The organism is Xanthomonas boreopolis (assembly GCF_046529185.1).
GTDB classification, from domain to species: domain Bacteria; phylum Pseudomonadota; class Gammaproteobacteria; order Xanthomonadales; family Xanthomonadaceae; genus Pseudomonas_S; species Pseudomonas_S boreopolis.
The window spans coordinates 901,592-924,021 of record NZ_CP097162.1 but is presented as its reverse complement, the minus strand read 5'-3'; the positions used below and the strand labels follow the sequence as shown (position 1 = coordinate 924,021).

Sequence of the window (22,430 nt, the reverse complement as noted above, 5' to 3'; positions counted from 1 at the left end):
CAGCGCCACGGCGGATCACCGCTGGCGCAGCAGGCGCGGCACCTGCACCAGCGCGTGCGCCCAGATCGCCAGCCACACGCCCACCCGCACCGCCAGGCCGCGCGAGGGCGCCTCGAACTTGCGGAAGTAGCGCCACAGGCCGCGGTGCTTGTGCCATTCCACGAAGAACGGCCGCGACCGGCTGGAGACGCCGCGCAGGTGCAGCACCTTGAGGTCGTTGGCCACCGCCACCGTCGCGCCGGCCTGCCGGGCGCGGCGGCACAGGTCCAGGTCCTCGGCGTGCAGGCGATAGCCTGCGTCCCAGCGCCCGATCCGCTCGAACAGCGCGCGCGGCATCAGCATCAGCGCCCCGGAGATCGCCGGCACCGGCTGCAGCGTCCGGGACGGATCGGCCGGCACCGCCAGCTGCGCGCCGCGCCGCGGCGAGCGCAGCATCGCGGCGAAGTCCGGGTCGCGCCGGCGCACCGCGCCGTCCGGCCGGCCGTGCTCGTCCACCTGCTCCACGCCCAGCAGGGCCTCGCCGATGCCCGTGGCGCGCTCGCGCAGGCGCGCCAGCGTGTCCGGCTCCACCATCAGGTCGGGATTGATGAACACCAGCCACGGGGCGGCCGAGTCCACCGCGCCCTGGTTGCAGGCGGTGGCGAAGCCGGGATTGTCGGGATTGGCGATGAAATGCAGGCGCGCGTCCTGCAGCGCGTGCCGCTGCACGATGTCGAGCGTGTCGTCGGTGGAACGGTTGTCGACCACGCGGATTTCCGCCACGTCGCGGGCCGCGCGCAGGCGGCGCAGGCATTCGTCGATGGTGCTGCCGCTTTCGTAGGTGACGACCACCGCGGCTATCTGTCCTTGGCTCATCGGCCGATTATCGGTGCGGCGGCGCGCCACAAGAACCCCGTGGCGACCGGGCCACTGCGTCCCACGCCGGATCCCCGCGCCCCATGGCGCCGCGCCCGCATCGTCTCCATAATGCTCGGTCCGCGAGGGGCGGCCGCGTTTCGGCCATCCTTCGCGCCCCGGGCGCAGAGGTCGCGCCCGGCCCACGACTTCCGACGTTCGAGATGACGGCCAGCGCCCTCCGTGGTTGCATGCTGCCGCCCCAATCCAGACGCCGCCGCCGGCTTGCCGGTGGCCGCGCTTATCGACGGCCCGGCGGCGCCGTCGCCCATTCAGCCGATATATCGATCGGATGTAACGATAGGACCCGGGGTCATTGGTCTAGACCAGATGCCGGCGGGAGCATGCCGTTCCCTCCCCTGCCTGCCGCTCCCGCCATGCGCCGACTGCGCGTCATGCTCGAATACTTCCATCCCTGGCCGAACTCCGCCGGCTTCTACCTGGCGCGCGAACGCGGCTGGTACGCCGAACGCGGCCTGGAACCGGTGTTGCAGACCCCCGATTCCTGGCACGGCGACGGCCTCGACCACCTGCTGCGCGGCGATTGCGATTTCGCGGTGTTCCCGAGCAACCGCCTGCTGGTGCGGCGCACCGCCGGCGAGCCGCTGCGCGCGATCGCCGCGATCAACCAGTGCGGGCTGGAAACGATCCAGACCCTGGCCGGCACCGGCATCGCGCGGCCGCGGGACCTGGCCGGGCGCCGGCTGGCGATGAACCCGACGCCGCGCGGGCGGGCGATGGTGCGCCACTTGGTCGCGGCCGACGGCGGCGATCCGGACGCCGTGGTCATCGTCGACGCCGGTGCCCGCGAGCTGCGCCCGGAGGACCTGGCCGCCGGCATCGCCGATGCCAGCTTCGGCGGCTACTGGGCCTGGGAGGCGCTGATGGACAGCCGCGTCGAACCGGCCCGGCGGGTGGCCTGGCGGGTCGATGCGCTCGGCGCGCCGGCGTACCACAGCTACCTGCTCGGCGCGCACGAGCGCACGCTGGAACGGCACCCTGCGCGGGTGCGCGATTTCCTGGCGGCGACCGCACGCGGCTTCCTCGCCGCGGCGGCCGAGCCGCTGGCCGCGCTCGACGCCTACGAACGCGCCACGCCGTACTTCCCGCGCGACCTGCTGGCCGCCTCGCTGCAGGCGATCGCGCCGACCTGGCTGCACGACGCGCGCTGGGGACGGATGCGCCGTCCGCTGCTGCAGGGCTACGCGCACTGGCTGGCGCAGCACGGCGTGCTGGCCGACGCCGATGCCTGGCGCGAGGCGGCCGACGGGCGCTTCCTCGCGGAGATCGCCGCATGAGCGCGCGCCATCAGATGCATGGCGTGGGCGTGGATAACGTCGATGCCGACTGGCCGGCCCTGCGTGCCGACGAAGTGCAGGCGTTGCTGCAGCGCTTCGAGGGGGCCGGCCACGTGCGCGCATTGCGCTGGCACAGCCCGCGTCCGTTCTCGGCGGCGACCGAGGTCGAGACGGATGCCGGCACGCTGTTCGTCAAGCGCCACCATCGATCGGTGCGCGACGCGCGGGCCTTGGGCGAGGAGCATCGCTTCATCGGGCACCTGCGCGCGCACGGCGTGCCGGCACCGCAGCTGCTGCGCGCGCACGATGGCGCCAGCGCGGTGGAGCTCGGCGACTGGACCTACGAGGTGCAGCGCGCGGCCGAGGGCGAAGACCTGTATCGCCAGGCCACCTCCTGGACGCCCTTCGCGAACGACGAGCATGCGCACGCCGCCGGCTATGCGCTGGCGCAACTGCATCGCGCCGCGGCCGGCTACGCCGCCGCGCCGCGCGGCACCTCGCTGCTGGTCGCCAACTTCCGCCTGTTCGGCCAGGCCGACCCGCTGCAGGCGCTGGAACGCGACCTGCCGCATCGCCCCGCGCTGGCCGGATGGCTGCAGCGGCGCGATTGGCGGGGCGACCTGCAGGCACGCCTGCTGCCCTGGCATGCGCGGGCCGAAGCGCTGCGTAAGCCGCAACCGGCGCTGTGGACGCACGGCGACTGGCATGCTTCCAACCTGCTGTGGCGCACGACCGGCGCCGGGACCGAGGTCAGCGCGGTGTTCGACTTCGGCCTGTCCGACCGTACCTTCGCGCTGTTCGACCTCGCCACCGCGATCGAGCGCAACTTGATCCCGTGGCTGGACCTGGATGGCGGCGGCCGCGCGGTCGCCGAGCTCGACCAGCTCGATGCGCTGCTGTTCGGCTACGCCAGCGTGTTGCCGCTGGACGCTGCGCAGCTGCGCCTGCTGGCCGCGCTGCTGCCGCTGGTGCACGCGGACTTCGCGCTCAGCGAAGTCGAGTACTTCGCCGGCGTCACCGGTTCGGACGAACATGCCGGCGTCGCCTACGACCGCTACCTGCTCGGCCATGCCGACTGGTTCGGCAGCGGGGAAGGCCAGCGCCTGCTGCGGCACCTGCAGCGGCGTGCGGAGGCGATGCCGTGAGCGCGCAGGTTTCGCCGCTGATCGACGCCGCCGCGCTGGCCGCGCGCCTGGGCGAGCCGCGGTTGCGCGTGCTCGACGCCAGCGTCGAACTGCCGGCGGCCCGCTTCGACGGCGACTACCGCCCGGCCAGCGGCCTGGCAGGATGGCGCGCCGCGCACATCCCGGGTTCGCGCCATGCGGACCTGCTGGAAGCGCTCGCCGACAAACGCGCCGGCTTCGGCTTCGCCCTGCCGGATTGGCCGGTGCTGGCGACCGCCCTGCAACGGCTGGGCATCGGCGACGACAGCGCGGTGGTGGTGTACGACCGCAGCGACGGTTTCTGGGCCGCGCGCCTGTGGTGGATGCTGCGCAGCCTCGGTCTCCACGCGCGCGTGCTCGACGGCGGCTGGCAGGCATGGCGCGCTGCCGGATGGCCGGAGGAAAGCGGCGACGCGGCCGATATCGAGCCCGGCACGATCACGCTCCGGCCGCGCCCCGAGCTCTGGGCGGACCGCCGCCACGTCGAGGCGGTCGTGGCCGGTCGCGCACCGGGCACCCTGGTGTGCGCGCTCCCGGCGCGGCTGTTCGCCGGCAGCGCGCCGACCCGTTATGCACGGCGCGGGCACATCCCGGGCAGCCTCAACCTGCCTGCCCGCGACCTGTTCGGCGCGGATGGCCGGTACCTGCCCGTGCACCGCCTGGAACAACTGCTGGCACCGCTGCGCGCAAGCGCGCGACCGCTGCTGCCGTACTGCGGCGGCGGCATCAGCGCCGCGGCCCAGGCACTGGCGCTCACGCTCGTCGGCGAAACCGACATCGCCCTCTACGACGGCTCGCTGCAGGAATGGGCGGCCGATCCCTCGCTGCCGCTGGTGGTGGATGAGGCACCGAGCCGCGCCGCGCGAGGCGCACCCACCGCTGAGGGCTGTTCTGTGGGAGGGGTTTCAACCCCGACAGGCTCTACCGGCAAAGCCCGTCGGGGTTGAAACCCCTCCCACAAGAAATCCACGCCACCGCACGGTTCCACTTTCTTTCTTTTCGATTTCATCCGCCCGAGGTTCCCCATGCCCCACTCCCTTCCCCTTGCGCCGCTGACGCTCGCACTCGCACTGGCGGTCGCCGCTCCGCTGCCGGCACGCGCCGCCGAGGATGCCGCCGATGAAACCCCACGGAATCCGGTGCAACTGGACGCGGTCAACGTCCAGGGCGAACGCCCGCGCGACCGCTCCAGCCTCGGCGGTTACGGGGACGCCGCGCTGCTGGACACGCCGGCCTCGATCGGCGTGATCGACCGCACGCAGCTGTCCGACCGCCAGGTGCGCCTGCTGAGCGAAGCCCTGCGCGCCGACGCTTCGGTGGGCGAGAGCTATGCGCCGATCGGCTACTACGAGAACTTCGTGGTGCGCGGCTACTCGCTCAACGCCGCCAACAGCTACCGCATCAACGGGCTGACCGCGGTCGGCGAGCAGAACGTGGCGCTGGAGAACAAGGAACAGGTGCAGGTGCTCAAGGGCCTGTCCGGGCTGCAGTCGGGCATCAACGAGCCGGCCGGCCTGATCGACTACGTCACCAAGCGCCCGCAACGCGTGCGCACGCTGCTGGTCGGCACCGACGACGAGGGCGGGCGCTACTACGCCGCCGACCTGGGCGACTGGTTCGGCGCCGACAAGCAGTTCGGCGTGCGCGTCAACGCCGCGCACGAGGACATGCGCAGCTACGTCGACCATGCCGACGGCCATCGCAACTTCGTCTCGCTGGCGGCCGACTGGAAGATCGACCCGCGCTCGCTGCTGCAGCTGGACGTGGAATACCAGGACAAGTCGCAGCGCTCGGTGCCCGGCTACCAGTTGCTCGGCGGCACCACTGTGCCGAGCGGGGTGTCGGTGCACCGGCTGCTCGCCTACCAGCCGTGGTCCAAGCCGGTCGGGATCGCGTCGCTCAACGGCCAGTTGCGCTACCAGTACCGCTTCGACGACGCGTGGAGCGCGCAGCTGGCCGCCGCGCACAGCCGCGTGGTGATCGACGATTACTCCGCCTTCCCGTGGGCTTGCTACGGCGTGGCCAGTTGCGCCGACGATCCCCTGCCCAACCATTTCGGCAGCGACGGCAGCTACGACATCTACGACTACCGCAGCCCGGGCGACACCCGCCGCAACGACCAGGTGCAGGCCACCGTCGCCGGCACCTTCGCCACCGGCCCGCTGCAACACCAGCTCAGCGTCGGGCTGGACTGGCTGCACCGCACCATCGAGCGCACCGGTTCGATCAACGAATGGGTCGGCACGGGCGACATCCATGCCGATCCGCAGGTGTTCGCGCAGGCCGACGCCACGCTGGATCCCAAGCGGCGGCGCTTCGACAGCACCCAGCGCGCGCTGGTCGCCAGCGACCGCATCGGCTTCGGCGAGGCCTGGCAGCTGCTGCTGGGCGCGCGCCAGGTCCGCTACGACGAACGCGTATGGGACCGCGACGGGATCTTGACCCGGCGTACCCGCAAGTCCGAACTGCTGCCGCAGGCGGCGCTGCTGTTCAAGCCATGGGAGGACCTGTCGCTGTACGCCAGCTTCGCCAAGGGCCTGTCGCCGGGCGGCACCGCGTCGTGGTTCGCGAGCAACGCCGACGAGGTGTTCGCGCCGACCGCTTCCTACCAGCGCGAGGCCGGCGTGAAGTACCAGCTCGGCGGCCTCGCGCTGGGCGCGGCCTTGTTCGACATCCGCCAGGCCTACCAGTACGCGCAGCCGCAGGCCGACGGTTCGTTCCTGTACGTGCAGCAAGGACGCCTGCACAACCGCGGCATCGAGCTGTCGGCCGACGGCACCATCGCCGGGCGCCTGCACCTGCAGGCCAGCGCCGCCGGCATCCGCGCCCGCGCCGAGGACACCGGCACGCCCGCCTACGAAGGCCACCAGTCGCTCAACGTGCCCAAGGTGCGTGCCAGCGTGCAGGCCGCCTGGGACGTGCCCGGCGCGGAAGGGCTGGCGCTGCTGGGCGGTGCACAGTACAGCGGCAGCAAGTATGCCGACCGCCTGGGAACCGTGGAGGTCGGCGGTTACACCGTGTACAACCTCGGCGCGCGCTATGCCACGCGCCTGGGCACGGTGCCGACCACGCTGCGGCTCAACGTGGACAACGTGACCGACAAGCGCTACTGGCGCGACGTCGGCGAGTACCTCGGCGACGATTACCTGTTCCTGGGCGCGCCGCGGACGGCACGCTTTACGGCGCAGTTTGATTTCTGAAGAGCCGGGATTGGGGATTCGGGATTAGGGATTAGGGATCAAAGGCATCCTTGATCCCGATGCTCGGACCGGAAAATGCCCCGAAGCTGGCTCTTGCGAATCCCCAATCCCAAATCCCCAATCCCGAGCCCCCCATGTCCCCCATCGAAATCCTTGCCGTCATCACCAACGTGCTCGGCGTGTGGCTGACCGCGCGCCGGATACACTGGTGCTGGCCGGTCGGGATCGTGGCGGTGCTGCTCTATGCGTGGTTGTTCTTCCAGTGGAAGCTTTACTCGGACATGCTGCTGCAGGGCGTCTACGTGGTCCTGCTCGGCTATGGCTGGTGGCGCTGGCGCCGGGGCCTGTCCGACGACGGCAAGGTCCACGCCAGTGCGCTGCCATGGCGCGAGGGCGCATGGTCGATTCTGGCCGGCGCGGCCGGCGCGCTCGGGCTGGGCTGGCTGATGCACCGCCATACCGATGCCGCGCTGCCGTGGCTGGATGCCGCGCTGACCGCCTTCAGTCTGGTCGCCAGCTTCTGGGCCGCGCGCAAGCGCATCGCCAACTGGGGACTGTGGATCGTGCTCGATTGCCTCTACGTCGGCGTCTTCCTCTACAAGCAGCTCTACCCCACCGCGGCGCTGTACGCCGGCTTCGTGGTGCTGGCCGCGTACGGGCTGCGGCTGTGGCAGGCCGACCTGCGCCGGCAGGCCGCCGGGACCGCGGGATGAGCGAGCGCCAGCAGGCCGACGGCCGCGGCCAGCGCATCGTCGATGCGCTGCTGGCGCGCATCGAGGCCGGCGAATGGGCCGGCGACCAGCGCCTGCCGGTGGAGCGCGAGCTGGCCGAGCTGTTCGGCTGCACCCGCATCACCCTGCGCGAAGCATTGCAGCAGTTGGAAGCGGAGGGCCGCATCTATCGCGAGAACCGCCGCGGCTGGTTCGTCAGCGCCGCGCGCGTGCACCACGATCCGACCAGCATCGCCGGTTTCATGCAGTACGTGGCCGAGCAGGGCCGGCAACCGCGCACGGAACTGCTCGGCGCGCGCCGGCAGCCCGCCGGCACGGAATGGGCGCGGCGGCTGGAACTGGACGATCCCGGCGAGGAGGTGTTCGTGCTGCAGCGCCGGCGCTGGATCGACCGCCGCGCCGTGCTGCTGGAAACCAACGTGTTGCGCGCCTCCTGGGTGCCGACCCTGTTCGAGCACGACCTCGCCGGTTCGCTGAGCGCGATCCTGGCGCAACTCGGCCTGCGGCAGGCGCGCAGCCGGCTGACGATGTTCCCGTCCAGCCTGGACGCCGAGCAGGCCGCGCTGCTGCAGTCCACCGCGGGCACCGCGTGCTTCCGCCTGCAGCGGGTCAGCTATGCCGCCGACGGCCAGGCCGTGGAATTCGACATCGAGTCCTGGCGCCACGATGCGCTGGCGGTGACGGTGGATGTACGGGCGCCGGAGGCTCCCCTCGGCCGATAGCGGCCGAAACCACAAAAGCCACGTCTGCGATGGGCTCTACCGTGGCACTCCCTACAAGCATTCCTGCGGGAGGGACTTCAGTCCCGACGGGCTTCACCGGGAAAGCTTGTCGGGACTGAAGTCCCTCCCACAAAGACTCTCTCTTCCTTATCCATCGTGGGGAAAGCCCCATCGCGGCTAAAGTTGCTCCCACAACAGCCGCGCCGCTCGTTCAACCGAACAACGGCCGCTGCGGGTCGCCCGGCGGCTGTTCGTCGTACAGGGCTTGCAAGCGTTCGCGCGCGCCATGCAGCGGATCGCCCATCAGGAATTCCGCCAGGCGCGCGTGCCAGGCCGGCCAGCGCGTGGCCAGCGCATCCATGTCGCCGTCGAACGGCATGCCTTCGCGCGGACGCGCGACGAAGGCGGTCTCGCACAGCACGTTGCGCCAGCCCAGGCCCGCCATGCGCAGGCTCAGGTCGATCAATGCCGCGTACCAGGAGCCGTAGCTGCTCGCATCCAGGCCGCCGGCCTTGCGCCGTGCGTGGCCGCGCAAGGCGACCGCGTGGCAGCCCGCCGAAGGCAGCTCCGGATGCAGCGGCGGCATCCGCGCGCACGCGCGCGCCAGCCGGCCCGGTTCGTCGGGCAGCGCGTTGATCTCGCCGAGGCGCGGCCAGGCGACCGCCTCGCCGGCGTTGCACCAGGGCACGGCGCTGGCGATCGACGCATCGCGCGCCAGGCACTGCGCCAACTGCTCCAGCCAGCCCGGCAACGGCCGCGCGTCGGCCACGAGCACGACCACGTCGGCGTCGCCGCAGGCGCGCAGCATCTCGTCCAGGTGCGCCACCTCGCCGATCACGCGCGGCCGCCGCGTGTAGTCCGCCTGCAGGCGGGTACGCGCCAGCCAGCTCTCCACCACCGCCTGCCCGCGCGGGCCGGCCTGCGCGTCGTCGGCCAGCCAGACCCGCGTGCCGGCGGTCGTGGCCTGCTCCAGGGCGCCGAGGCACGCGTCCAGCGCGGCATCGTCGACGCCGACCGGCACCAGCACGATGGGCAGGGCATCGCTCATCGCGACCCGGGATGCAACGGTTCCATCGCCTTGAACTTGCGGCCGTATTCGTCGGTGAGGTCGCGCGCTTCCTGCGGGTTGCGCACGATCGTCGGGGTCAGCAGCACGATGACTTCGTTGCGGGTCGTGTTGCGGGTCTTCTGGCCGAACAGCGCCCCCACCACCGGCAGCTTGCTCAGGAACGGGATGCCGGAGCTGCCGTCGGAGGTGCTGTCGTTGATCAGGCCGGCCAGCATGATGGTGTCGCCGCTGCGCACCGCGGCCTCGGTCTTGACCCGGCGGGTGTTGATGTCGACGTTGCAGGCCGAGGCGTTGACCACGGTCGTGGCCGAGGTGCAGGCGGTGGGCCGCGCGCCGGGGCTGCTGACTTCCTGCACGATGTCCAGGAACACCATGCCGTCCTTGGTGACGCGCGGGCGCACCTTGAGGATCACGCCGGTGTCGATGTATTGCGCGGTGGTGTAGCTGGTGTCGCCGCCGACCAGGCTGCTGACCGAGGTCGAGTTGATCGCGATGCGCGAACCGACGTTGAGCGTGGCCTCGGCGTTGTTGCGCACGAACACCGAGGGCGTCTGCAGCAGGCGCACGTTGGTGACCGAGTCCAGCGCGGTGATGATCGCCGCCGCGTTCTTGCCCAGGAAGGTCCAGGTCGCCCCTTCGCTGGTCACCTTGCCGGCGATGCTGCCCCAGATGCCGCGGCCCAGCGCGCTCGGCAGGCCCGCGCCGGTCATGCCGATGCCGGTGTCGGTGCCGGTCTCGACCGTGGACGGCGTGTTGACCGCCTGTTCGAAGAACCAGTTCACGCCGTACTGCAGTTCGCCCTTGAGGTTGACCTCGGCCACCTGCGCCTCGATGTGCACCTGCATCGGCATCACGTCGAGCTTCTCGATCACCTCGCGGATCGACTTCCACGCCTGCGGGGTGGAACGCACCAGCAACGCGTTGGTCTCCTCCACCGCGGCGACGCCGACGGTGTCGCCCTTGACCTGCAAGGTCACCGCGCCGTTGCCCTGGCCGCGCGTCGGCAACTGCAGCGAGCCGTTGCCCAGCCCGCCGCCGCTGGAAGAGGACGAGGAGGACAGGCTGTCGCCGCCCACGCTGCCGCCGGTCACGCCGCTGCTGCTGCCCAGCGCGGCATCGCGATCGCCGCCGCTGGACAAGGTGCCGGAACTCGCGCCCGGCATCAGCGAGGCGGGGCTGTCGCCGCGCCCGCCGCCGCCCGAGCCGAACACCTCGGCCAGGCGGTCGGCCAGTTCCTTGGCCTTGATGTACTTCAGTTCGTAGGAGAACAGCCGCTCGCCGCCGCCCGCGCTGTCGATCCGGTCCAGCCAGTCGCGGATCTGGTCGAGGTAGCGGGCCTGCGGGGTGATCACCAGCACCGCGTTGGCGTTCTCCAGCGGCATGAAGCGGAACATGCCGGCGCTGGGCGTCTTGCTGCTCTCGCCGAACACCTTCTCCAGGTCGGCGGCGACCTGCTCGGCCTTGCCGGACTCGAGCGGGAACACGCCCACCGACATGCCCGACAGCCAGTCCACGTCGAAGATCTCGACGGTGCGCAGGTAGTTCTCCAGCTCGGCGCGGGTGCCGCCGAGGGTGATCACGTTGCGGGCGCTGTCGACGCCGACGATGGCATTCGGGCGCGCGTACGGCTCGAGCACCTTCTTCATCTCGCTGGCGGAGATGTACTTCAGCGGCACCACCCGCACCTCGAACCCGCGCGCCGCGCTGGCCGGCGCCGTGCTCGGCGCGACCGTGCCCGCCAGCGCCTGGTCGGCCGGCACGATGTTGTAGCGGCCGCCGCTGTAGACCATGCGCGCGTTGTTCCAGCCCAGCACCATCTCCAGCAGGTTCAGCGCCTGCGCCGGCGAGACCGGCTTGGGCGTGGCCAGGGTCACCGTGCCCTGCACGCCCGGCGCGATCACGTAGTTCTGCCCGAGCATGTCGCCCAGGATCGCCTTGACCACCGCCTGCAGCGATTCGCCCTCGAAGTTGAAGGTGGCGCTGCCGCTGCCGGCGCTGCCGAGCGAAGGCGCCCGGGCATTGGCGGCGCTGCGGTTGATGACTTCGCCGCTGCCGCGCCGGATCACCGGCTGCGGGCCGCCCTCCGGCACGTCGGGCGTCTCCAGGGGCGTGGTCTGGGCGCCCGCCACGCCCGCCGTGCCGTCGGCGCGCGCCGGCGGGCGGCGCACGTCGGGCGCGGGGGTGCTGGCGCATCCGGCCAGCGCGCCGACCAGCAGGGCGACGATCGGCAGGGGAGACGGGACAAGGCGTGGCGTCATGCGTTCTCTCTACGGTTACTGGCCGGTCTGCTGGCGTTCGCGCAACTGACGGCGACGGGCTTCGATGCGTTCGCGGATGGCCTGCAGCTGCGCGTCGGAAGGCGCCGGCGGCGCTGCGGTGCCAGGATCGGGGGTGGATGCGGCGGCCGGCGGCGGCGCCACGGGCGGTTGCGCGGGCGCCATGGCCGCGGCCGGTGCAGGCGCGGGCGCGACGGCGGGCAGGACCGGCGCCGGCGGGGCGTTGCCGTTCGCGACCACCGGGCCGTGTCCCGGCGTGGCGCTGACCGGTTGCCCGCCCTGGCCGTTGAACACCTGCAGTTCCAGCGTGCGGGGGCCGCCGGGACCTTCGACGGTGGCCTTGCGCGGTTCCAGTTCGAGCAGGCGCCAGCCGTTCACCGCCTCGCCCTGCAGGCGCAGGCGCAGCGACTGGCCTTGTTCGGTGTTCAACGTCGCCATCCGCAGCTGCGGCGTGATCAGCACGCCGGTCAGGCGCAGGCCGGTGTTGGCGGCGCCTTCGCCGTTGCCGCCGCTCAGGTAGAACGGATGCGGCAGGCGGTCCTGCGCGAACACGGGCCGCGCGGCGATATCCGCATAGCGATCGGCCGGTCCCAGTCGTTCGCCGCCGGTCGCAGGCAGCGCCGGCAAGGGCGGCGACGCCAGCGCGGCATCCGGCTGCAGCGCCAGGCGCCCGCCCAGGCCGGCGAAGGCCAGCACGCACACCAGCGCCGCCCAGCCGGCGAACGCCGCCAGCAGCCAGGTGCGCAGGCCCATCGTCTCAACGCGCATCGGCGGCCTCCGCGGGCGGCGGCGCGACGGCCAGGGACGGGCGCAGGTAGCCGGCCAGCTCGAACGCCACGTCCAGGCCGTTGCCGCTTTCGTTGGGCGAGAGCTGGTAGCGCTGCGCCATCACGTTGAGATTGTCGACGAACAACCGCGGGGTGCCGCTTTCCAGCGCGTACAGCACCGCCGCCAGCTCCGGCGTGCCGCAGCGCAGCCGCACCTGCACCGCGACCCGGGTGAAGCGGCCCTTGCCGTCGGCCGGCAGCGGCGAGCGGTTGCTGATCGCGCAGCTTCGGTTGCCCGGGCTGGCCTCGGCGACCGCGCGCTCCAGGCGCTGCACCAGGCCCGCCGAGGCGAGTTCGGCCGAGGCCTCGGTGAGGAAGCTGGGCTTGGCCTCCAGCAGCGCCCGCGCCTGGCGCAGGCGCTCGCTCACCTGCGGCGCCTGCGCGATCTGCGCGCGCACGCGCTGGTCGCGCTCGCTCAGGCCTTGCAGTTCCTCCTGCATCGCCAGCAACGGCCGGGTGAACCACGGGTGGACCAGCAGCAGGTAGGCCAGCGCCAGCACCGCCAGCAGCAGCCCCAGCGCCAGCCAGCGGTCGCGATCAACGCGCGGCGCCATCGGCCGCCTCCTTCTCCTTCGCTTCGCCGCCGGCCAGTTCGGCGGTGATGGTGAAGCGGTCCACGCCGCCGGTATCGCTCTGCAGCACACCGGTCAGCGACGGCGTGTGCCACAGCGGCGAGCCTTCCAGGCGGCGCACCAGCGAGGAGGCCTCGTTGCTCAGCCCGATCAGCTGCAGCTGCGAGCCTTCCATCGAGAATTTTTCCAGGTAGGTGCCCTCGGGCAGGCGGCGGGTGAGTTCGTTCCAGACTTCGATCGCGGCCGGGCGGCGGGTGCGTTCGCGCTCGAAGAACGCCGCGCCGTCGACCAGGTCGGCCAATTGCTGGCGTTCGCCGGCCACCACGCGCGCGCGCTCGGCGCGCGCCTGCACGTCGGCCTGCAGCGCATCGATCGCGGCCCGCCGGTTGTCCAGCAGCAGCCAGCCGGCGGTCGCGACCAGCACCACGCCGGCCAACGCCAGCAGGCGGTTCCAGCGCCGCATCGGATCGTGGCGCACGCGCCGCTGCGCGGCCGGCAACAGGTTGGCGTGCAGCGGCTGCCCCGCCGCACCGGCGACGTCGATCCCGGCCAGCGCGGCGCGCCAGGCCTCGGGGACGCCGTGTTCGCCGTCGAGCGCGCGGCGCGGCACCACCAGCAGCTCGGCATCGACGAACGACTGCTCGACGGGCCCGGACGCGCGCACGTCGAAGTACACCTGCTCGGCCGAGAACGGCGTCTGCCGGTCGATCTCGAAGCGCGCCACGTCGTGCAGGCGCGCAGCTGCCGCGGCCGGCAGCCGCAGCCGGCGGCGCAGGACCTGTTCCGGCGCCAGCAGCCAGCAGCGCGGCAAGGTGTCCAGCGGCGCCTTGAGCACCGCATCCAGGTCCGGCGGCGCCACCGGCCACGGCAGCGCGGCGACCGGTTCGATCGTCCCGCCGCGCTCGCGCGAGACCTGCAGCGTGTCGCCGTGGACCGCCAGCAGCAGGCGCGCCTGCTCCAGCCCCAGCGGCTGCCGCCAGCGCGCCGGCACCCAGGCCAGCAGGGAACGCGTCCACCACCGCCAGAAACCGGCGGCGCCGGGCATGGCTTGCACGCCGATGCGTTCCAGACTGTCGCGCCACGCGCTCATTGCACCGCCGCTCCTTCTTCCCATCGCAACACGGTATAGGCCGCACCGGGCAGCGGCGAGGCGCCGGTACGCACCACCGCATGCAGGACCGCCTCGCGGCCCTCCCCCCAGCGTGCCCGGCTCTCAATACTATAGGTACCGCTCCCGCCTGCGGTCGCCTCGACCGGCGCGGTGCCGGCGGGCGCGTCGCGCCGCGCCAGGATCGCGGCCGCATCCAGGCCCATCGCGGTCAGCACCGGTGCCGGCGCGAAGCGCGGATCCGGCTGCGAGCGCGCGCTGAACAGGGTGACGTTCGGCAACAGCCGGCGATACAGCTCCGGGGTCATCCCGAGGATCAGCCGCAGCTCGCCCAGGCTCTCGAACGGCGCGTCCTTGGCGCCGTAGGGCAGCCCCGCCGCGGCATAGTCGCCGTCCTCGGCGCCGCCGCCCGGCTGGCTCAGGTCGTCGACGTCGCGCCAGTCGGCGATCGCGCCGGCCAAGCGCTGGTCCTGGCCGCGTTCGGCCCCGAGCGCGCGCAGCAGGCCGGCCAGCAGCGCCGGATCGGCCACGTTGAGATCGACCTTGCCGGCCTCGTCGACGATGCGGATGTCCACCTGCGCGCCGTCCCACGACCAGCGATAGCGGCGGCCATCGGCCTGCCAGCGCGTGGCCGGGTCGCCGGACTGCACCCGCGACAAGCCGTACTCGAGGCCCGCGCGCGCGATCTCCCGCGCCTGCCCGGAACCGCGCAACACGCCGGCCTGCATCGCCTCCACGCGCGCGGTCAGCGCGAACGCGCCGACCATCGCCGACAGCAGCACGATCAACCACAGCACCAGCACCAGCGCCGCGCCGCGTACGGGCCTCACGGCCGCGCCCCCGCATTGCCCGCCTGCGGCAAGGCGACCAGCAGCGTCGGCCACCTGCCCTGCGCGGAGCGGATGTCGATGCGTACCAGCACCGGCAAGCGGTCGTGCCATTGCCAGCGATCCTGCCAGTCCCCGAGTTTGCCGTTCTCCGGGTCGATGCCGCGGTAACCGAAACGCACCTCCTCCAGCGCATCGGCGAGTTGCTCCGGCGGCACCGGCGCCTCCTCGACCACCTTGCCGGCCTGCACCATGGCCAGTTCCAGCTGCAGCCGCTGCGCCGGCGCCTGTCCCTCCACCTTCAGCGCGTGCCGATAAGGACCGCCGCGCCCGAGGTAGTCGGGCACGTCGGCCACGAAGCGCATGCTCTGCGGCTCGCCGACGAACAGCACCGCCTGCCCGGTTTCGCGCTCGCGCTCCATCATCACCGGCAACGCACTGGCCAGGCGCTGGCGCAGGAAGCCTTCCACCGCGCGGATCCGCTCGCTTTGCCTGGCGATCGCCTCGCCCCGCTGGCCCACGGCGCCGGCCGAGCGCAGCGTCGCGAACGCCAGCGCCAGTCCGCCGGCCAGCAGCGCGGTGGCGAGCAGCACTTCGAGCAGGGTGAAGCCGGCGGCACGGGCGCCGCCGTTGCGGCGAAGGGTTCGCCGTTCCATGGATACGCCGCTCCCGCGGGAGCGGAGGGCGCTCTTCGACGGCCCGCCGCCACGACCCCGCTCGCGGGCAAAAGGCGAAGCGGAACGGCATGCCCCGCGCGTCACGGCGACACCGGCGAGGCCAGGCGCAGCGTGCGCCAATGCAGTTGTTGCGAGGGCGCGTCGCCCCAGCGGAGCTGCAGGTCCAGCTGCAACAGCGACGGGCCGGAAGGCTGCAACACCCCCCCGCGCGCGCGCGGATCGACGAACGGCTGCACGTCCAGCGTCCAGTGGAACCTGCCGCCCTCCAGGTCGCCCGCCAACCGGCCCGGCTGCAGCGGCGCCTCCACGCCCTGCGCGGCCAGCAGCGATTGCGCGTACAGCGCGGCGCGGCTGTGCACCTCGCCGTCGCGCACTTGCCGCGCCGCACCGGACAGCGTGCCCAGCAGCAACGTCAGCGCGCCCGCCAGCAGCGCGAACGCGACGATCACCTCGATCAGCGAGTAGCCGCGCTGGCGCTTCATTCGTCCGTTCCCCGCAGCGGCCCCGCGACGACCTCGCCGGTCACCCACGACACGTCGATGCGCCAGGTCGCCTTGCGTGCCTGCAGCTCGATGCGCCCGCCGGTGGCGCCGCCTTCGGGGAAGAACACGATGGCGCCTTCCCGCGCGTGCCGCTGGACCTGGCGTGCGCCGGTGAAGCGGATCTCCAGCCCCGGCGGGATCTCGCCCTGGTGGCCGGAAGGCGCCTGCCAGCGCCGCGCCACCGGATCGAGGCTGAAGCGCTGCGGCTGTCCGCTCGCCAGGGCCTGCGTGCGCGTGAAGCGCAACTGCGCGGCGATCTGCTTGCCGGCCGAGCGCAGGCGCATGCCGTCCAGGCCGCCGGTCACCGCGCCTGCGGCCAGCAGCCCGGCCACCGCGATCAGCGCGATGACCAGCAGCATTTCCAGCAAGGTCACGCCGCGGGCGGCACGCGGCGGGGCGGGCAGGCGCATGGCAGGCGGGATCGCGGCGTTATTCGTTCCTGATGTCCGCGTCGTAGCTGCTGCCGCCCGGGCGGCCGTCCTTGCCCAGGCTGATCAGGTCGAAGGCCTGGCCCTCGCCCGGCACCCGGTACTCGATCGCATGGCCCCACGGGTCGTTGAGCTCGGCAGGCTTGGCGTACGGGCCGAGCCAACCGCTGGAGCCCGCCGGCTGGGTGACCAGGTCTTCCAGCTTGCTCGGCAGCTTGCCGGTATCGAGCTGGTAGTTCTCGACCTTGCCTGCGAGCGTCTGGATCTGCGACTTGGCCAGGTTGGCCTTGCCGCGGTCGGCACCGCCGAGCACGCGGCTGCCGACCAGCGTGAGCACCGCGCCGATCAGCACGATCACGATGATGATCTCGAGCAGGCTCATGCCGGCCTGGCGCGCGGCGGAGGGCGAGGAAGTCAGGGAACGTCGGTTTGCCATTGCGGATTCCTGTTTTCTGTTGCGGGCTTGCGGGACGATCGTGCGGGCTCGGCCGCGAGGGGGATTTTCATGCCGGGCCCTGCGGCGGGCGGGGCTCCACGATGGGATGGGGCGAGGCGGCATGCGTGCTCACCCGATGGCGTTGGTCAGGTCGTACAGCGGCACCAGCACCGACACGATCACCACGCCGACGACCGAGGCCAGCACCAGCGTCAGCGCCGGCACCAGGGCCGACAGCAGCCGGTCGATCGCCTGCGCGGTTTCCTGCTCGAAGGTATCGGCGGTCTTGAGCAGCATGCCGTCGAGCGCGCCGGACTCCTCGCCGACCTGGATCATCTGCAGGGCCAGCCGCGGGAAGCGCCCGCCGCGCGCCAGCGCGCCCGACAGGCCACGGCCGTTCTTGACCTCCTCGGCCGCCGCGCCGACGTCCTCGACCAGTGCCATGTTGGACAGCACGTTGCGGGCGATGCCCAGCCCGGCCAGCAACGGCACGCCGTTGCGCAACAGCGTGCCGAGCGTGCGCGCCAGGCGTGCGGTCTCCAGCTTCGACACCAGGGTCCCGACCAGCTTGCGCTGCAGCAGCCAGCCATCGAGCGCCAGCCTGAACTGCGGGTCGCGACGGCGCCGTTCCAGCCAGACCAGGGCCAGCGCCGGCACCGCGACCAGCACGAACCACCAGTCGCGGACGAACAGGCCGACCGACAGCACCGCCTGGGTGAACCACGGCAGCGCCACGTCCAGGCTCTCGTACATCTGCGCGAACTGCGGCACCACGTAGCCGAGCAGGAACAGCAGCGCGCAGCCGACCACGGCCAGCAGGATCGCCGGATAGATCAGCGCATTGATCACCCGTCCCTTCAGCTCGCGGCTGCGCTCCATGTAGTCGGCCAGCCGCTGCAGCGTTTCCTGCAGGCTGCCGCCGGCCTCGCCGGCACGCACCATGTTCACGTACAGGCGCGAGAACACGCCGTGCTGCCGCTCCAGCGCCGACGACAGCGGCGCGCCGCCGCGCACGGTGTCGCGGATCGCGGCGATGACGCGCTTGCTGCGCTCGTCCTCCGGCAAGTCCATCAGGATCGACAGGGCGCGGTCGAGCGGCTGCCCGGCCCCGAGCAAGGTCGCCAGCTGCTGGGTGAACTGCACCAGCGCCGGCCCGTCGAAGCCCTTGCGCCGGAACAGCGACGACCAGGCCGTACCCGGGGCCCCTTCGGCCAGGCGCGCCTCCACCGGCAGGTGTCCCTGCTCCTGCAGCCGCGCGGCGACCTCGGCATCGCTGGCCGCTTCCATCTGGCCTTCGAGCATTTCGCCCTGGGTGTCGAGGGCTTTGTAGCGATAGAGGGGCATGGGTCGTGATGAAAGGATGTTTATCGACCGTCGTCCCCGCGCCGGCGGGGACCCAGTGACTTCGGGCTTTTGCCTTTTCGGTCCGGCGAAAGACGCTGGGTCCCCGCCTGCGCGGGGACGACGACAGAAGTATCGCGTCGACCTGTCAGCCCGCGATCTCCGGCCACAGGCCGCGCCAGTAGGGATTGCGCTCTTCGATCAACCGAACTTTCCATGCGCGGTTCCACCGTTTGAGTCGTTTCTCCTGCACGATGGCGGCCTCCATCGTCGGTTGAAGCTCGTACCAGACGAGAATGTCCACGCTGTGGTGCCGCGTGAATCCCTCCACCGAATGCTGCTTGTGTTGCCAGATCCTGGCAACCAGATTCGACGTGACGCCCACATACAGGGTGCCGTTGCGTCCACTGGCGAGGATGTAGGTCGCCGGTTGTTTCTCCATGGATCGCACTCCCTTGCGGAATTCCGGGTCGCAGGGTACCCGCCTGCGCAGGGCTCCAGCGACTTCCACAGCGGACATCGGGAAGCAACCGCATCCTCACCCCTCCTCCGTCACCCGCAGCACTTCCTCGATCGTGGTCTCCCCGCGCAACGCCTTGGCCAGGCCGTCCTCGAACATCGTGCGCATGCCGGCGGCGCGCGCGAGCTGCTCGATCTCGCCCATGCCGGCGCGGCGCATCACCGCGCGGCGCAGCTCGTCGTTCATCACCAGGAACTCGACGATGGTGGTGCGGCCCAGGTAGCCGGTCGGCGCCGCGGCCGACGGCCGCGGGCGGTACAGGAAGATCTCGCCCTGCGGCTGCAGCCGGCGCAGGCCGAACTTCTCGATCTCCTCCGGCGAGGCCGGGTACCTCTCCGCGTGCGACGGCTCCAGCCGGCGCACCAGGCGCTGGGCGAGGATGCCGTTGACGGTGGAAGTCAGCAGGTAGTCCTCAACGCCCATGTCCAGCAGGCGGGTGATGCCGCCGGCGGCGTTGTTGGTGTGCAGCGTGGACAGCACCAGGTGGCCGGTCAGTGCCGATTGGATCGCGATGCGCGCGGTCTCCAGGTCGCGCATCTCGCCGATCATGATGATGTCCGGGTCCTGGCGCACGATCGAGCGCAGCGCGTTGGCGAAGTCCAGGCCGATCTGCGGCTTGGCCTGGATCTGGTTGATGCCCTCGATCTGGTACTCGACCGGGTCCTCCACGGTGATGATCTTCACGTCGGAGGTGTTGAGCTGGCTCAGCGCGGTGTACAGCGTGGTGGTCTTGCCCGAGCCGGTCGGGCCGGTCACCAGCAGGATGCCGTGCGGCAGCTCCAGCACCTTGCGGAACTGCGGCAGGAACTCGTCGGTGAAGCCGAGCCGGTGGAAGTCGAACACCACCGTCTCGCGGTCGAGCAGGCGCATCACCACGCTCTCGCCGTGCGCGGTCGGCACCGTGCTCACGCGCAGGTCCAGCTCCTTGCCCTGCACGCGCAGCTGGATGCGCCCGTCCTGCGGCAGGCGCCGCTCGGCGATGTTGAGCCGGGCCATGATCTTGATGCGGCTGATCACCGCCGCGGTCAGCTTGGCCGGCGGGCTCTCGCCCTCGACCAGCACGCCGTCGACGCGGTAGCGCACCTTCAGCCGGTTCTCGAACGGCTCGACGTGGATGTCCGAGGCGCGCAGCTCGACCGCGCGCTGGATCACCAGGTTCACCAGGCGGATCACCGGCGCTTCCGAAGCGAGGTCGCGCAGCGTCTCGATGTCGTCGGTGTTGCCGGCATCGCCGTCGGCGGTCTCGACGATCGCGCCCATCGCGCTGCGGCCCTGGCCGAACCAGCGCTCGATCGCGTCGTCGATCTCCGAGCGCAGGCCCACGCGCAGGCGCACCTGGCATCCGGTCGCCAGCCGCACCGCCTCGGTCGCGTAGCCGTCGTAGGGATCGGCGCTCCACAGCTCGATGCTGCCGCCCTGCTCGCCGAGCGGGCAGACGTGGAACTGCTTCAGGAAGCGCGGCGACAGCGCCTGGATCTCGGGCAGCGACTCCGGCGGGGTGTCGGGCAGCTGCCGTGCGTCCAACAGGGGCAGGTCCAGCACCTCGGCGCAGGCTTCGGCATGGTCGCGTTCGGACACCAGGCCCAACCGGCCCAGCAGCGCGAGCAGGCCCAGGTCCGACTCGGCCTGCAGCTGGCGCGCGCGCGCCAGGTCGCCCTCCTTGAGCTTGCGCCGTTTCAACAGCCGCTCGATCACGCGCGACTCGGCGCCACCTTCTTCGATCCGTCCCGCCGCAAGCGCGTTCACACATCTCTCCCACGGTGAAGCGCGGACTTTAGCAGTTCGGCGCGGCGGCCCGCGCGCCCGGCGCGGTGAGCACCGTCAAGAAACGGAAAACCCCGGCACGGGCCGGGGTTTTCCGCGGACGATGAATGCGTCACTGGCGCGCGACGATGCTCACCCCCGAATAGGCCGCCTCGCCCACCACCTTGATGTAGTAGGTGCCGGCCTGCGGCTTGTTGACGCGCACGGTCTCGCTGTTGCCGCCTCGCGCGGACTTGGCGTCATAGCTGCTGGCGCTGGGCTCGGCCTCGAACTTGACGTACAGCGAGACGTTGCCGGTGCCGCCGTAGGTCTGGATGCTCAGCACCTTGCCGGCGTCGGCCTTGAAGCTGTACAGCGCCTCGCTGCCGGCCGCGCCGGCCAGCCCGCCGATCGCGACCTTGTTGGTCAGCGGCGTGGCCGAGGGGCCGCAGTTCTCCGTGCCGGGATCGCACGGCGCTTCCAGGGCCTTGTCCAGGGCGGCCTTGGCATCGACGATGCCGGTGCCGATCGGCGTGCTGCTGGGGATCGCCACCGGGAACGGCCGCGCCGTCTGCTTCAGCAGCGTCTCCATCGCGGCCGGCGTGAGCGGCGCGCCGCCGGCGGCGACCACCGCGCTCTGCACCAGCGCCACCGTCGCGGCCACGTGCGGCGAGGCCATCGAGGTGCCGCCCATGCCCATGTAGGTGTAGCTGCCGGAAGTCGGCGTGGTCGCGCCACTGTAGCCCGCCTGCCAGACGTAGCCGCCCGGATTGCCGTCCACGCTGCCGCCGCCGCCCGGCGCGGCCAGGTCCACCTTGGCGCCGTAGTTGGAGTAGTAGGCGATGCCGCCGGTGATGCGAGTGGCGCCGACCGCGATCACGTTGTCGCAGCTGGCCGGGCGGAAGTTGGAGGCGTTGCTGGCGTCGTTGCCGGCCGCGACCACCACGGTGGTGCCGCGCGAGACCGCGCCGTTGATCGCGGTCTGGTACAGCGTGTCGCACGGGCTGCCGCCGCCGAGGCTCATGTTGATCACCTCGGCCGGGGTCGGGTTGTCCGGCACGCCGTCGACGTGGCCGCCCGAGGCCCAGGTGATCGCGTCGGTGATATCGGACAGGTAGCCGCCGCACTTGCCGAGCACGCGTACCGGCAGCACCGTGGCCTTGTGCGCCACGCCGGCCATGCCGACGCCGTTGTTGGTGGTCTCGGCGACGGTGCCGGCCACGTGCGTGCCGTGCCAGGAACTGTCCTCGGCCACCGAGCCGTCGTAGCACTCGTTGTCGTTCTCGACCCAGTCGCCGTAGTCGAGCGCGCCGGGCACGCGCGCGTCGGTCGGGCGGCGCGAGGTCGCCGCGTCGGAGATGAAGTCGTAGCCTTCCAGGATGGTGGTGCCGGCGAAATCCGGATGGTCGTAGAGGATGCCGGTGTCGAGCACCGCCACCACCACGCCCTCGCCCTGCGAGACGTCCCAGGCCGCGGGCGCGTTGATGCCGCCGGTCGGGCTGCTGTAGTGCCACTGGTAGTTGGCGTAGTACGGGTCGTTCGGCACCAACTGCGCCGTCGCGTCGGTGGCCGGGCGGATGTCCGCGCGCTGCAGCTTGGCGTCGACCACCGCGTATTCGACCGCCGGATCGGCGGCCAGCTCGGCCACCAGCTTGTCCAGTTGCGCGCGATCGAGCTTGCCCGACAGCTTGAGCAGGTCGGCGCCGACGCCGAGCCGGCGCACGTAGCTGGCCTTCGGCGCCACCGCGGCCGCGCGGCCGGCCGCGGTGGCCTTGACGCCGGCGCGGGTCACCGCCGATTGCACCACCGAAAGCTTGTTCGCCGCGCTGGCGGCGGCGGAACTGCCATCGCGGTAGCGGACCACGATGCGGCTGGCGGCCTCGGCGCCGGCGGGCGCCGCCTTGGCGGGTTCCTTGACCAGCAGCTTCGGTTCGGCGGCGTGCGCGCCGGAGGCGCCCAGCGCCGCGGCCAGCAGCGCGCAGGCAAGAGCGTTGGGACGGGGCTTGTGCTTGTCGATCACGTTGAAGTCCTCTCGTGTTTTTCGTGGATCCGTCGT

21 protein-coding genes are annotated in these 22,430 nt (G+C 71.7%); 6 read left to right on the top strand and 15 right to left on the bottom strand.

Annotated elements, in window-relative coordinates; translation table 11 throughout:
• Positions 1 to 15: 15 nt before the first annotated feature.
• Positions 16 to 855, bottom strand: a complete 840-nt coding sequence (locus tag M3M27_RS04175) for a glycosyltransferase family 2 protein (RefSeq protein WP_434027256.1) — start codon at positions 853 to 855, stop codon at positions 16 to 18.
• Positions 856 to 1,238: 383 nt separating this feature from the next.
• Between M3M27_RS04175 and M3M27_RS04170 the strand changes: the two genes are divergently transcribed.
• From M3M27_RS04170 to M3M27_RS04145, 6 genes are all read left to right on the top strand, one after another.
• Positions 1,239 to 2,192, top strand: coding sequence for an ABC transporter substrate-binding protein (locus M3M27_RS04170; RefSeq protein ID WP_434027255.1), 954 nt, complete (start codon positions 1,239 to 1,241; stop codon positions 2,190 to 2,192).
• Positions 2,189 to 3,337: a phosphotransferase enzyme family protein gene (locus tag M3M27_RS04165; protein WP_434027254.1), complete on the top strand. Its 1,149-nt coding sequence runs from the start codon at positions 2,189 to 2,191 to the stop codon at positions 3,335 to 3,337. The genes M3M27_RS04170 and M3M27_RS04165 overlap by 4 nt, the downstream gene beginning before the upstream one ends.
• The gene (locus tag M3M27_RS04160; protein ID WP_434027253.1) at positions 3,334 to 4,302 is read left to right on the top strand and encodes a sulfurtransferase; all 969 of its coding nucleotides are present in this window, start codon (positions 3,334 to 3,336) and stop codon (positions 4,300 to 4,302) included. Before M3M27_RS04165 ends, M3M27_RS04160 begins: the two co-directional genes overlap by 4 nt.
• Before the next feature lie 78 nt (positions 4,303 to 4,380).
• Positions 4,381 to 6,555 (top strand): TonB-dependent siderophore receptor, encoded by a 2,175-nt coding sequence (locus tag M3M27_RS04155; RefSeq protein ID WP_434027252.1) that lies wholly within the window; start codon positions 4,381 to 4,383, stop codon positions 6,553 to 6,555.
• A gap of 134 nt (positions 6,556 to 6,689) precedes the next feature.
• A complete protein-coding gene (gene pnuC, locus M3M27_RS04150) occupies positions 6,690 to 7,268 on the top strand; it encodes a nicotinamide riboside transporter PnuC (RefSeq protein WP_140719807.1) in 579 nt (192 codons plus the stop codon).
• Positions 7,265 to 8,008 (top strand): UTRA domain-containing protein, encoded by a 744-nt coding sequence (locus M3M27_RS04145; RefSeq protein ID WP_434027251.1) that lies wholly within the window; start codon positions 7,265 to 7,267, stop codon positions 8,006 to 8,008. Before pnuC ends, M3M27_RS04145 begins: the two co-directional genes overlap by 4 nt.
• A gap of 211 nt (positions 8,009 to 8,219) precedes the next feature.
• On the opposite strand, the gene M3M27_RS04140 is transcribed toward M3M27_RS04145, so the two are convergent.
• The 14 genes from M3M27_RS04140 to M3M27_RS04075 all read right to left on the bottom strand — a co-directional run bounded on the left by M3M27_RS04140 (position 8,220) and on the right by M3M27_RS04075 (position 22,394).
• On the bottom strand, positions 8,220 to 9,056 hold the full coding sequence (locus M3M27_RS04140; RefSeq protein ID WP_434027250.1) for a glycosyltransferase family 2 protein: 837 nt from the start codon (positions 9,054 to 9,056) through the stop codon (positions 8,220 to 8,222).
• On the bottom strand, positions 9,053 to 11,335 hold the full coding sequence (gene gspD, locus M3M27_RS04135; RefSeq protein ID WP_434027249.1) for a type II secretion system secretin GspD: 2,283 nt from the start codon (positions 11,333 to 11,335) through the stop codon (positions 9,053 to 9,055). The genes M3M27_RS04140 and gspD overlap by 4 nt, the downstream gene beginning before the upstream one ends.
• A gap of 15 nt (positions 11,336 to 11,350) precedes the next feature.
• Positions 11,351 to 12,121: a general secretion pathway protein GspN gene (locus M3M27_RS04130; protein ID WP_140719817.1), complete on the bottom strand. Its 771-nt coding sequence runs from the start codon at positions 12,119 to 12,121 to the stop codon at positions 11,351 to 11,353.
• Positions 12,111 to 12,734 (bottom strand): type II secretion system protein GspM, encoded by a 624-nt coding sequence (gene gspM / locus M3M27_RS04125; RefSeq protein WP_140719819.1) that lies wholly within the window; start codon positions 12,732 to 12,734, stop codon positions 12,111 to 12,113. Before gspM ends, M3M27_RS04130 begins: the two co-directional genes overlap by 11 nt.
• Positions 12,718 to 13,842, bottom strand: coding sequence for a PilN domain-containing protein (locus tag M3M27_RS04120; protein ID WP_434027248.1), 1,125 nt, complete (start codon positions 13,840 to 13,842; stop codon positions 12,718 to 12,720). Before M3M27_RS04120 ends, gspM begins: the two co-directional genes overlap by 17 nt.
• Positions 13,839 to 14,690, bottom strand: coding sequence for a general secretion pathway protein GspK (locus M3M27_RS04115; protein ID WP_434027247.1), 852 nt, complete (start codon positions 14,688 to 14,690; stop codon positions 13,839 to 13,841). Before M3M27_RS04115 ends, M3M27_RS04120 begins: the two co-directional genes overlap by 4 nt.
• A complete protein-coding gene (locus M3M27_RS04110) occupies positions 14,687 to 15,343 on the bottom strand; it encodes a type II secretion system protein J (protein ID WP_434027246.1) in 657 nt (218 codons plus the stop codon). The genes M3M27_RS04115 and M3M27_RS04110 overlap by 4 nt, the downstream gene beginning before the upstream one ends.
• Before the next feature lie 101 nt (positions 15,344 to 15,444).
• Positions 15,445 to 15,846, bottom strand: coding sequence for a type II secretion system protein XpsI (gene xpsI / locus M3M27_RS04105; protein WP_140719827.1), 402 nt, complete (start codon positions 15,844 to 15,846; stop codon positions 15,445 to 15,447).
• On the bottom strand, positions 15,843 to 16,316 hold the full coding sequence (gene xpsH / locus M3M27_RS04100) for a type II secretion system protein XpsH (RefSeq protein WP_434027245.1): 474 nt from the start codon (positions 16,314 to 16,316) through the stop codon (positions 15,843 to 15,845). The genes xpsI and xpsH overlap by 4 nt, the downstream gene beginning before the upstream one ends.
• A 19-nt stretch (positions 16,317 to 16,335) precedes the next feature.
• Positions 16,336 to 16,770, bottom strand: a complete 435-nt coding sequence (gspG, locus tag M3M27_RS04095; RefSeq protein WP_140719831.1) for a type II secretion system major pseudopilin GspG — start codon at positions 16,768 to 16,770, stop codon at positions 16,336 to 16,338.
• Between the two features lie 129 nt (positions 16,771 to 16,899).
• Complete coding sequence (xpsF, locus tag M3M27_RS04090; RefSeq protein ID WP_434027244.1) at positions 16,900 to 18,114, bottom strand: type II secretion system protein XpsF; 1,215 nt, start codon at positions 18,112 to 18,114, stop codon at positions 16,900 to 16,902.
• Positions 18,115 to 18,259: 145 nt separating this feature from the next.
• Positions 18,260 to 18,553 (bottom strand): GIY-YIG nuclease family protein, encoded by a 294-nt coding sequence (locus tag M3M27_RS04085; RefSeq protein ID WP_434027243.1) that lies wholly within the window; start codon positions 18,551 to 18,553, stop codon positions 18,260 to 18,262.
• Between the two features lie 96 nt (positions 18,554 to 18,649).
• Positions 18,650 to 20,377 (bottom strand): type II secretion system ATPase GspE, encoded by a 1,728-nt coding sequence (gspE, locus tag M3M27_RS04080; protein ID WP_434027242.1) that lies wholly within the window; start codon positions 20,375 to 20,377, stop codon positions 18,650 to 18,652.
• Positions 20,378 to 20,507: 130 nt separating this feature from the next.
• Entirely contained in the window at positions 20,508 to 22,394 is a 1,887-nt protein-coding gene (locus M3M27_RS04075) for a S8 family peptidase (protein WP_140719992.1), read from the bottom strand.
• Between the last annotated feature and the right edge of the window lie 36 nt (positions 22,395 to 22,430).

What these genes read in the sequence shown, in the direction of transcription:
- M3M27_RS04175 (WP_434027256.1), bottom strand. Translation starts at nt 855, where the DNA reads ATGAGCCAAGGACAGATAGCCGCGGTGGTCGTCACCTACGAAAGCGGC.
- M3M27_RS04170 (WP_434027255.1), top strand. Translation starts at nt 1,239, where the DNA reads ATGCCGTTCCCTCCCCTGCCTGCCGCTCCCGCCATGCGCCGACTGCGC.
- M3M27_RS04165 (WP_434027254.1), top strand. Translation starts at nt 2,189, where the DNA reads ATGAGCGCGCGCCATCAGATGCATGGCGTGGGCGTGGATAACGTCGAT.
- M3M27_RS04155 (WP_434027252.1), top strand. Translation starts at nt 4,381, where the DNA reads ATGCCCCACTCCCTTCCCCTTGCGCCGCTGACGCTCGCACTCGCACTG.
- pnuC (WP_140719807.1), top strand. Translation starts at nt 6,690, where the DNA reads ATGTCCCCCATCGAAATCCTTGCCGTCATCACCAACGTGCTCGGCGTG.
- M3M27_RS04145 (WP_434027251.1), top strand. Translation starts at nt 7,265, where the DNA reads ATGAGCGAGCGCCAGCAGGCCGACGGCCGCGGCCAGCGCATCGTCGAT.
- M3M27_RS04140 (WP_434027250.1), bottom strand. Translation starts at nt 9,056, where the DNA reads ATGAGCGATGCCCTGCCCATCGTGCTGGTGCCGGTCGGCGTCGACGAT.
- gspD (WP_434027249.1), bottom strand. Translation starts at nt 11,335, where the DNA reads ATGACGCCACGCCTTGTCCCGTCTCCCCTGCCGATCGTCGCCCTGCTG.
- M3M27_RS04130 (WP_140719817.1), bottom strand. Translation starts at nt 12,121, where the DNA reads ATGCGCGTTGAGACGATGGGCCTGCGCACCTGGCTGCTGGCGGCGTTC.
- gspM (WP_140719819.1), bottom strand. Translation starts at nt 12,734, where the DNA reads ATGGCGCCGCGCGTTGATCGCGACCGCTGGCTGGCGCTGGGGCTGCTG.
- M3M27_RS04120 (WP_434027248.1), bottom strand. Translation starts at nt 13,842, where the DNA reads ATGAGCGCGTGGCGCGACAGTCTGGAACGCATCGGCGTGCAAGCCATG.
- M3M27_RS04110 (WP_434027246.1), bottom strand. Translation starts at nt 15,343, where the DNA reads ATGGAACGGCGAACCCTTCGCCGCAACGGCGGCGCCCGTGCCGCCGGC.
- xpsI (WP_140719827.1), bottom strand. Translation starts at nt 15,846, where the DNA reads ATGAAGCGCCAGCGCGGCTACTCGCTGATCGAGGTGATCGTCGCGTTC.
- xpsH (WP_434027245.1), bottom strand. Translation starts at nt 16,316, where the DNA reads ATGCGCCTGCCCGCCCCGCCGCGTGCCGCCCGCGGCGTGACCTTGCTG.
- gspG (WP_140719831.1), bottom strand. Translation starts at nt 16,770, where the DNA reads ATGGCAAACCGACGTTCCCTGACTTCCTCGCCCTCCGCCGCGCGCCAG.
- xpsF (WP_434027244.1), bottom strand. Translation starts at nt 18,114, where the DNA reads ATGCCCCTCTATCGCTACAAAGCCCTCGACACCCAGGGCGAAATGCTC.
- M3M27_RS04085 (WP_434027243.1), bottom strand. Translation starts at nt 18,553, where the DNA reads ATGGAGAAACAACCGGCGACCTACATCCTCGCCAGTGGACGCAACGGC.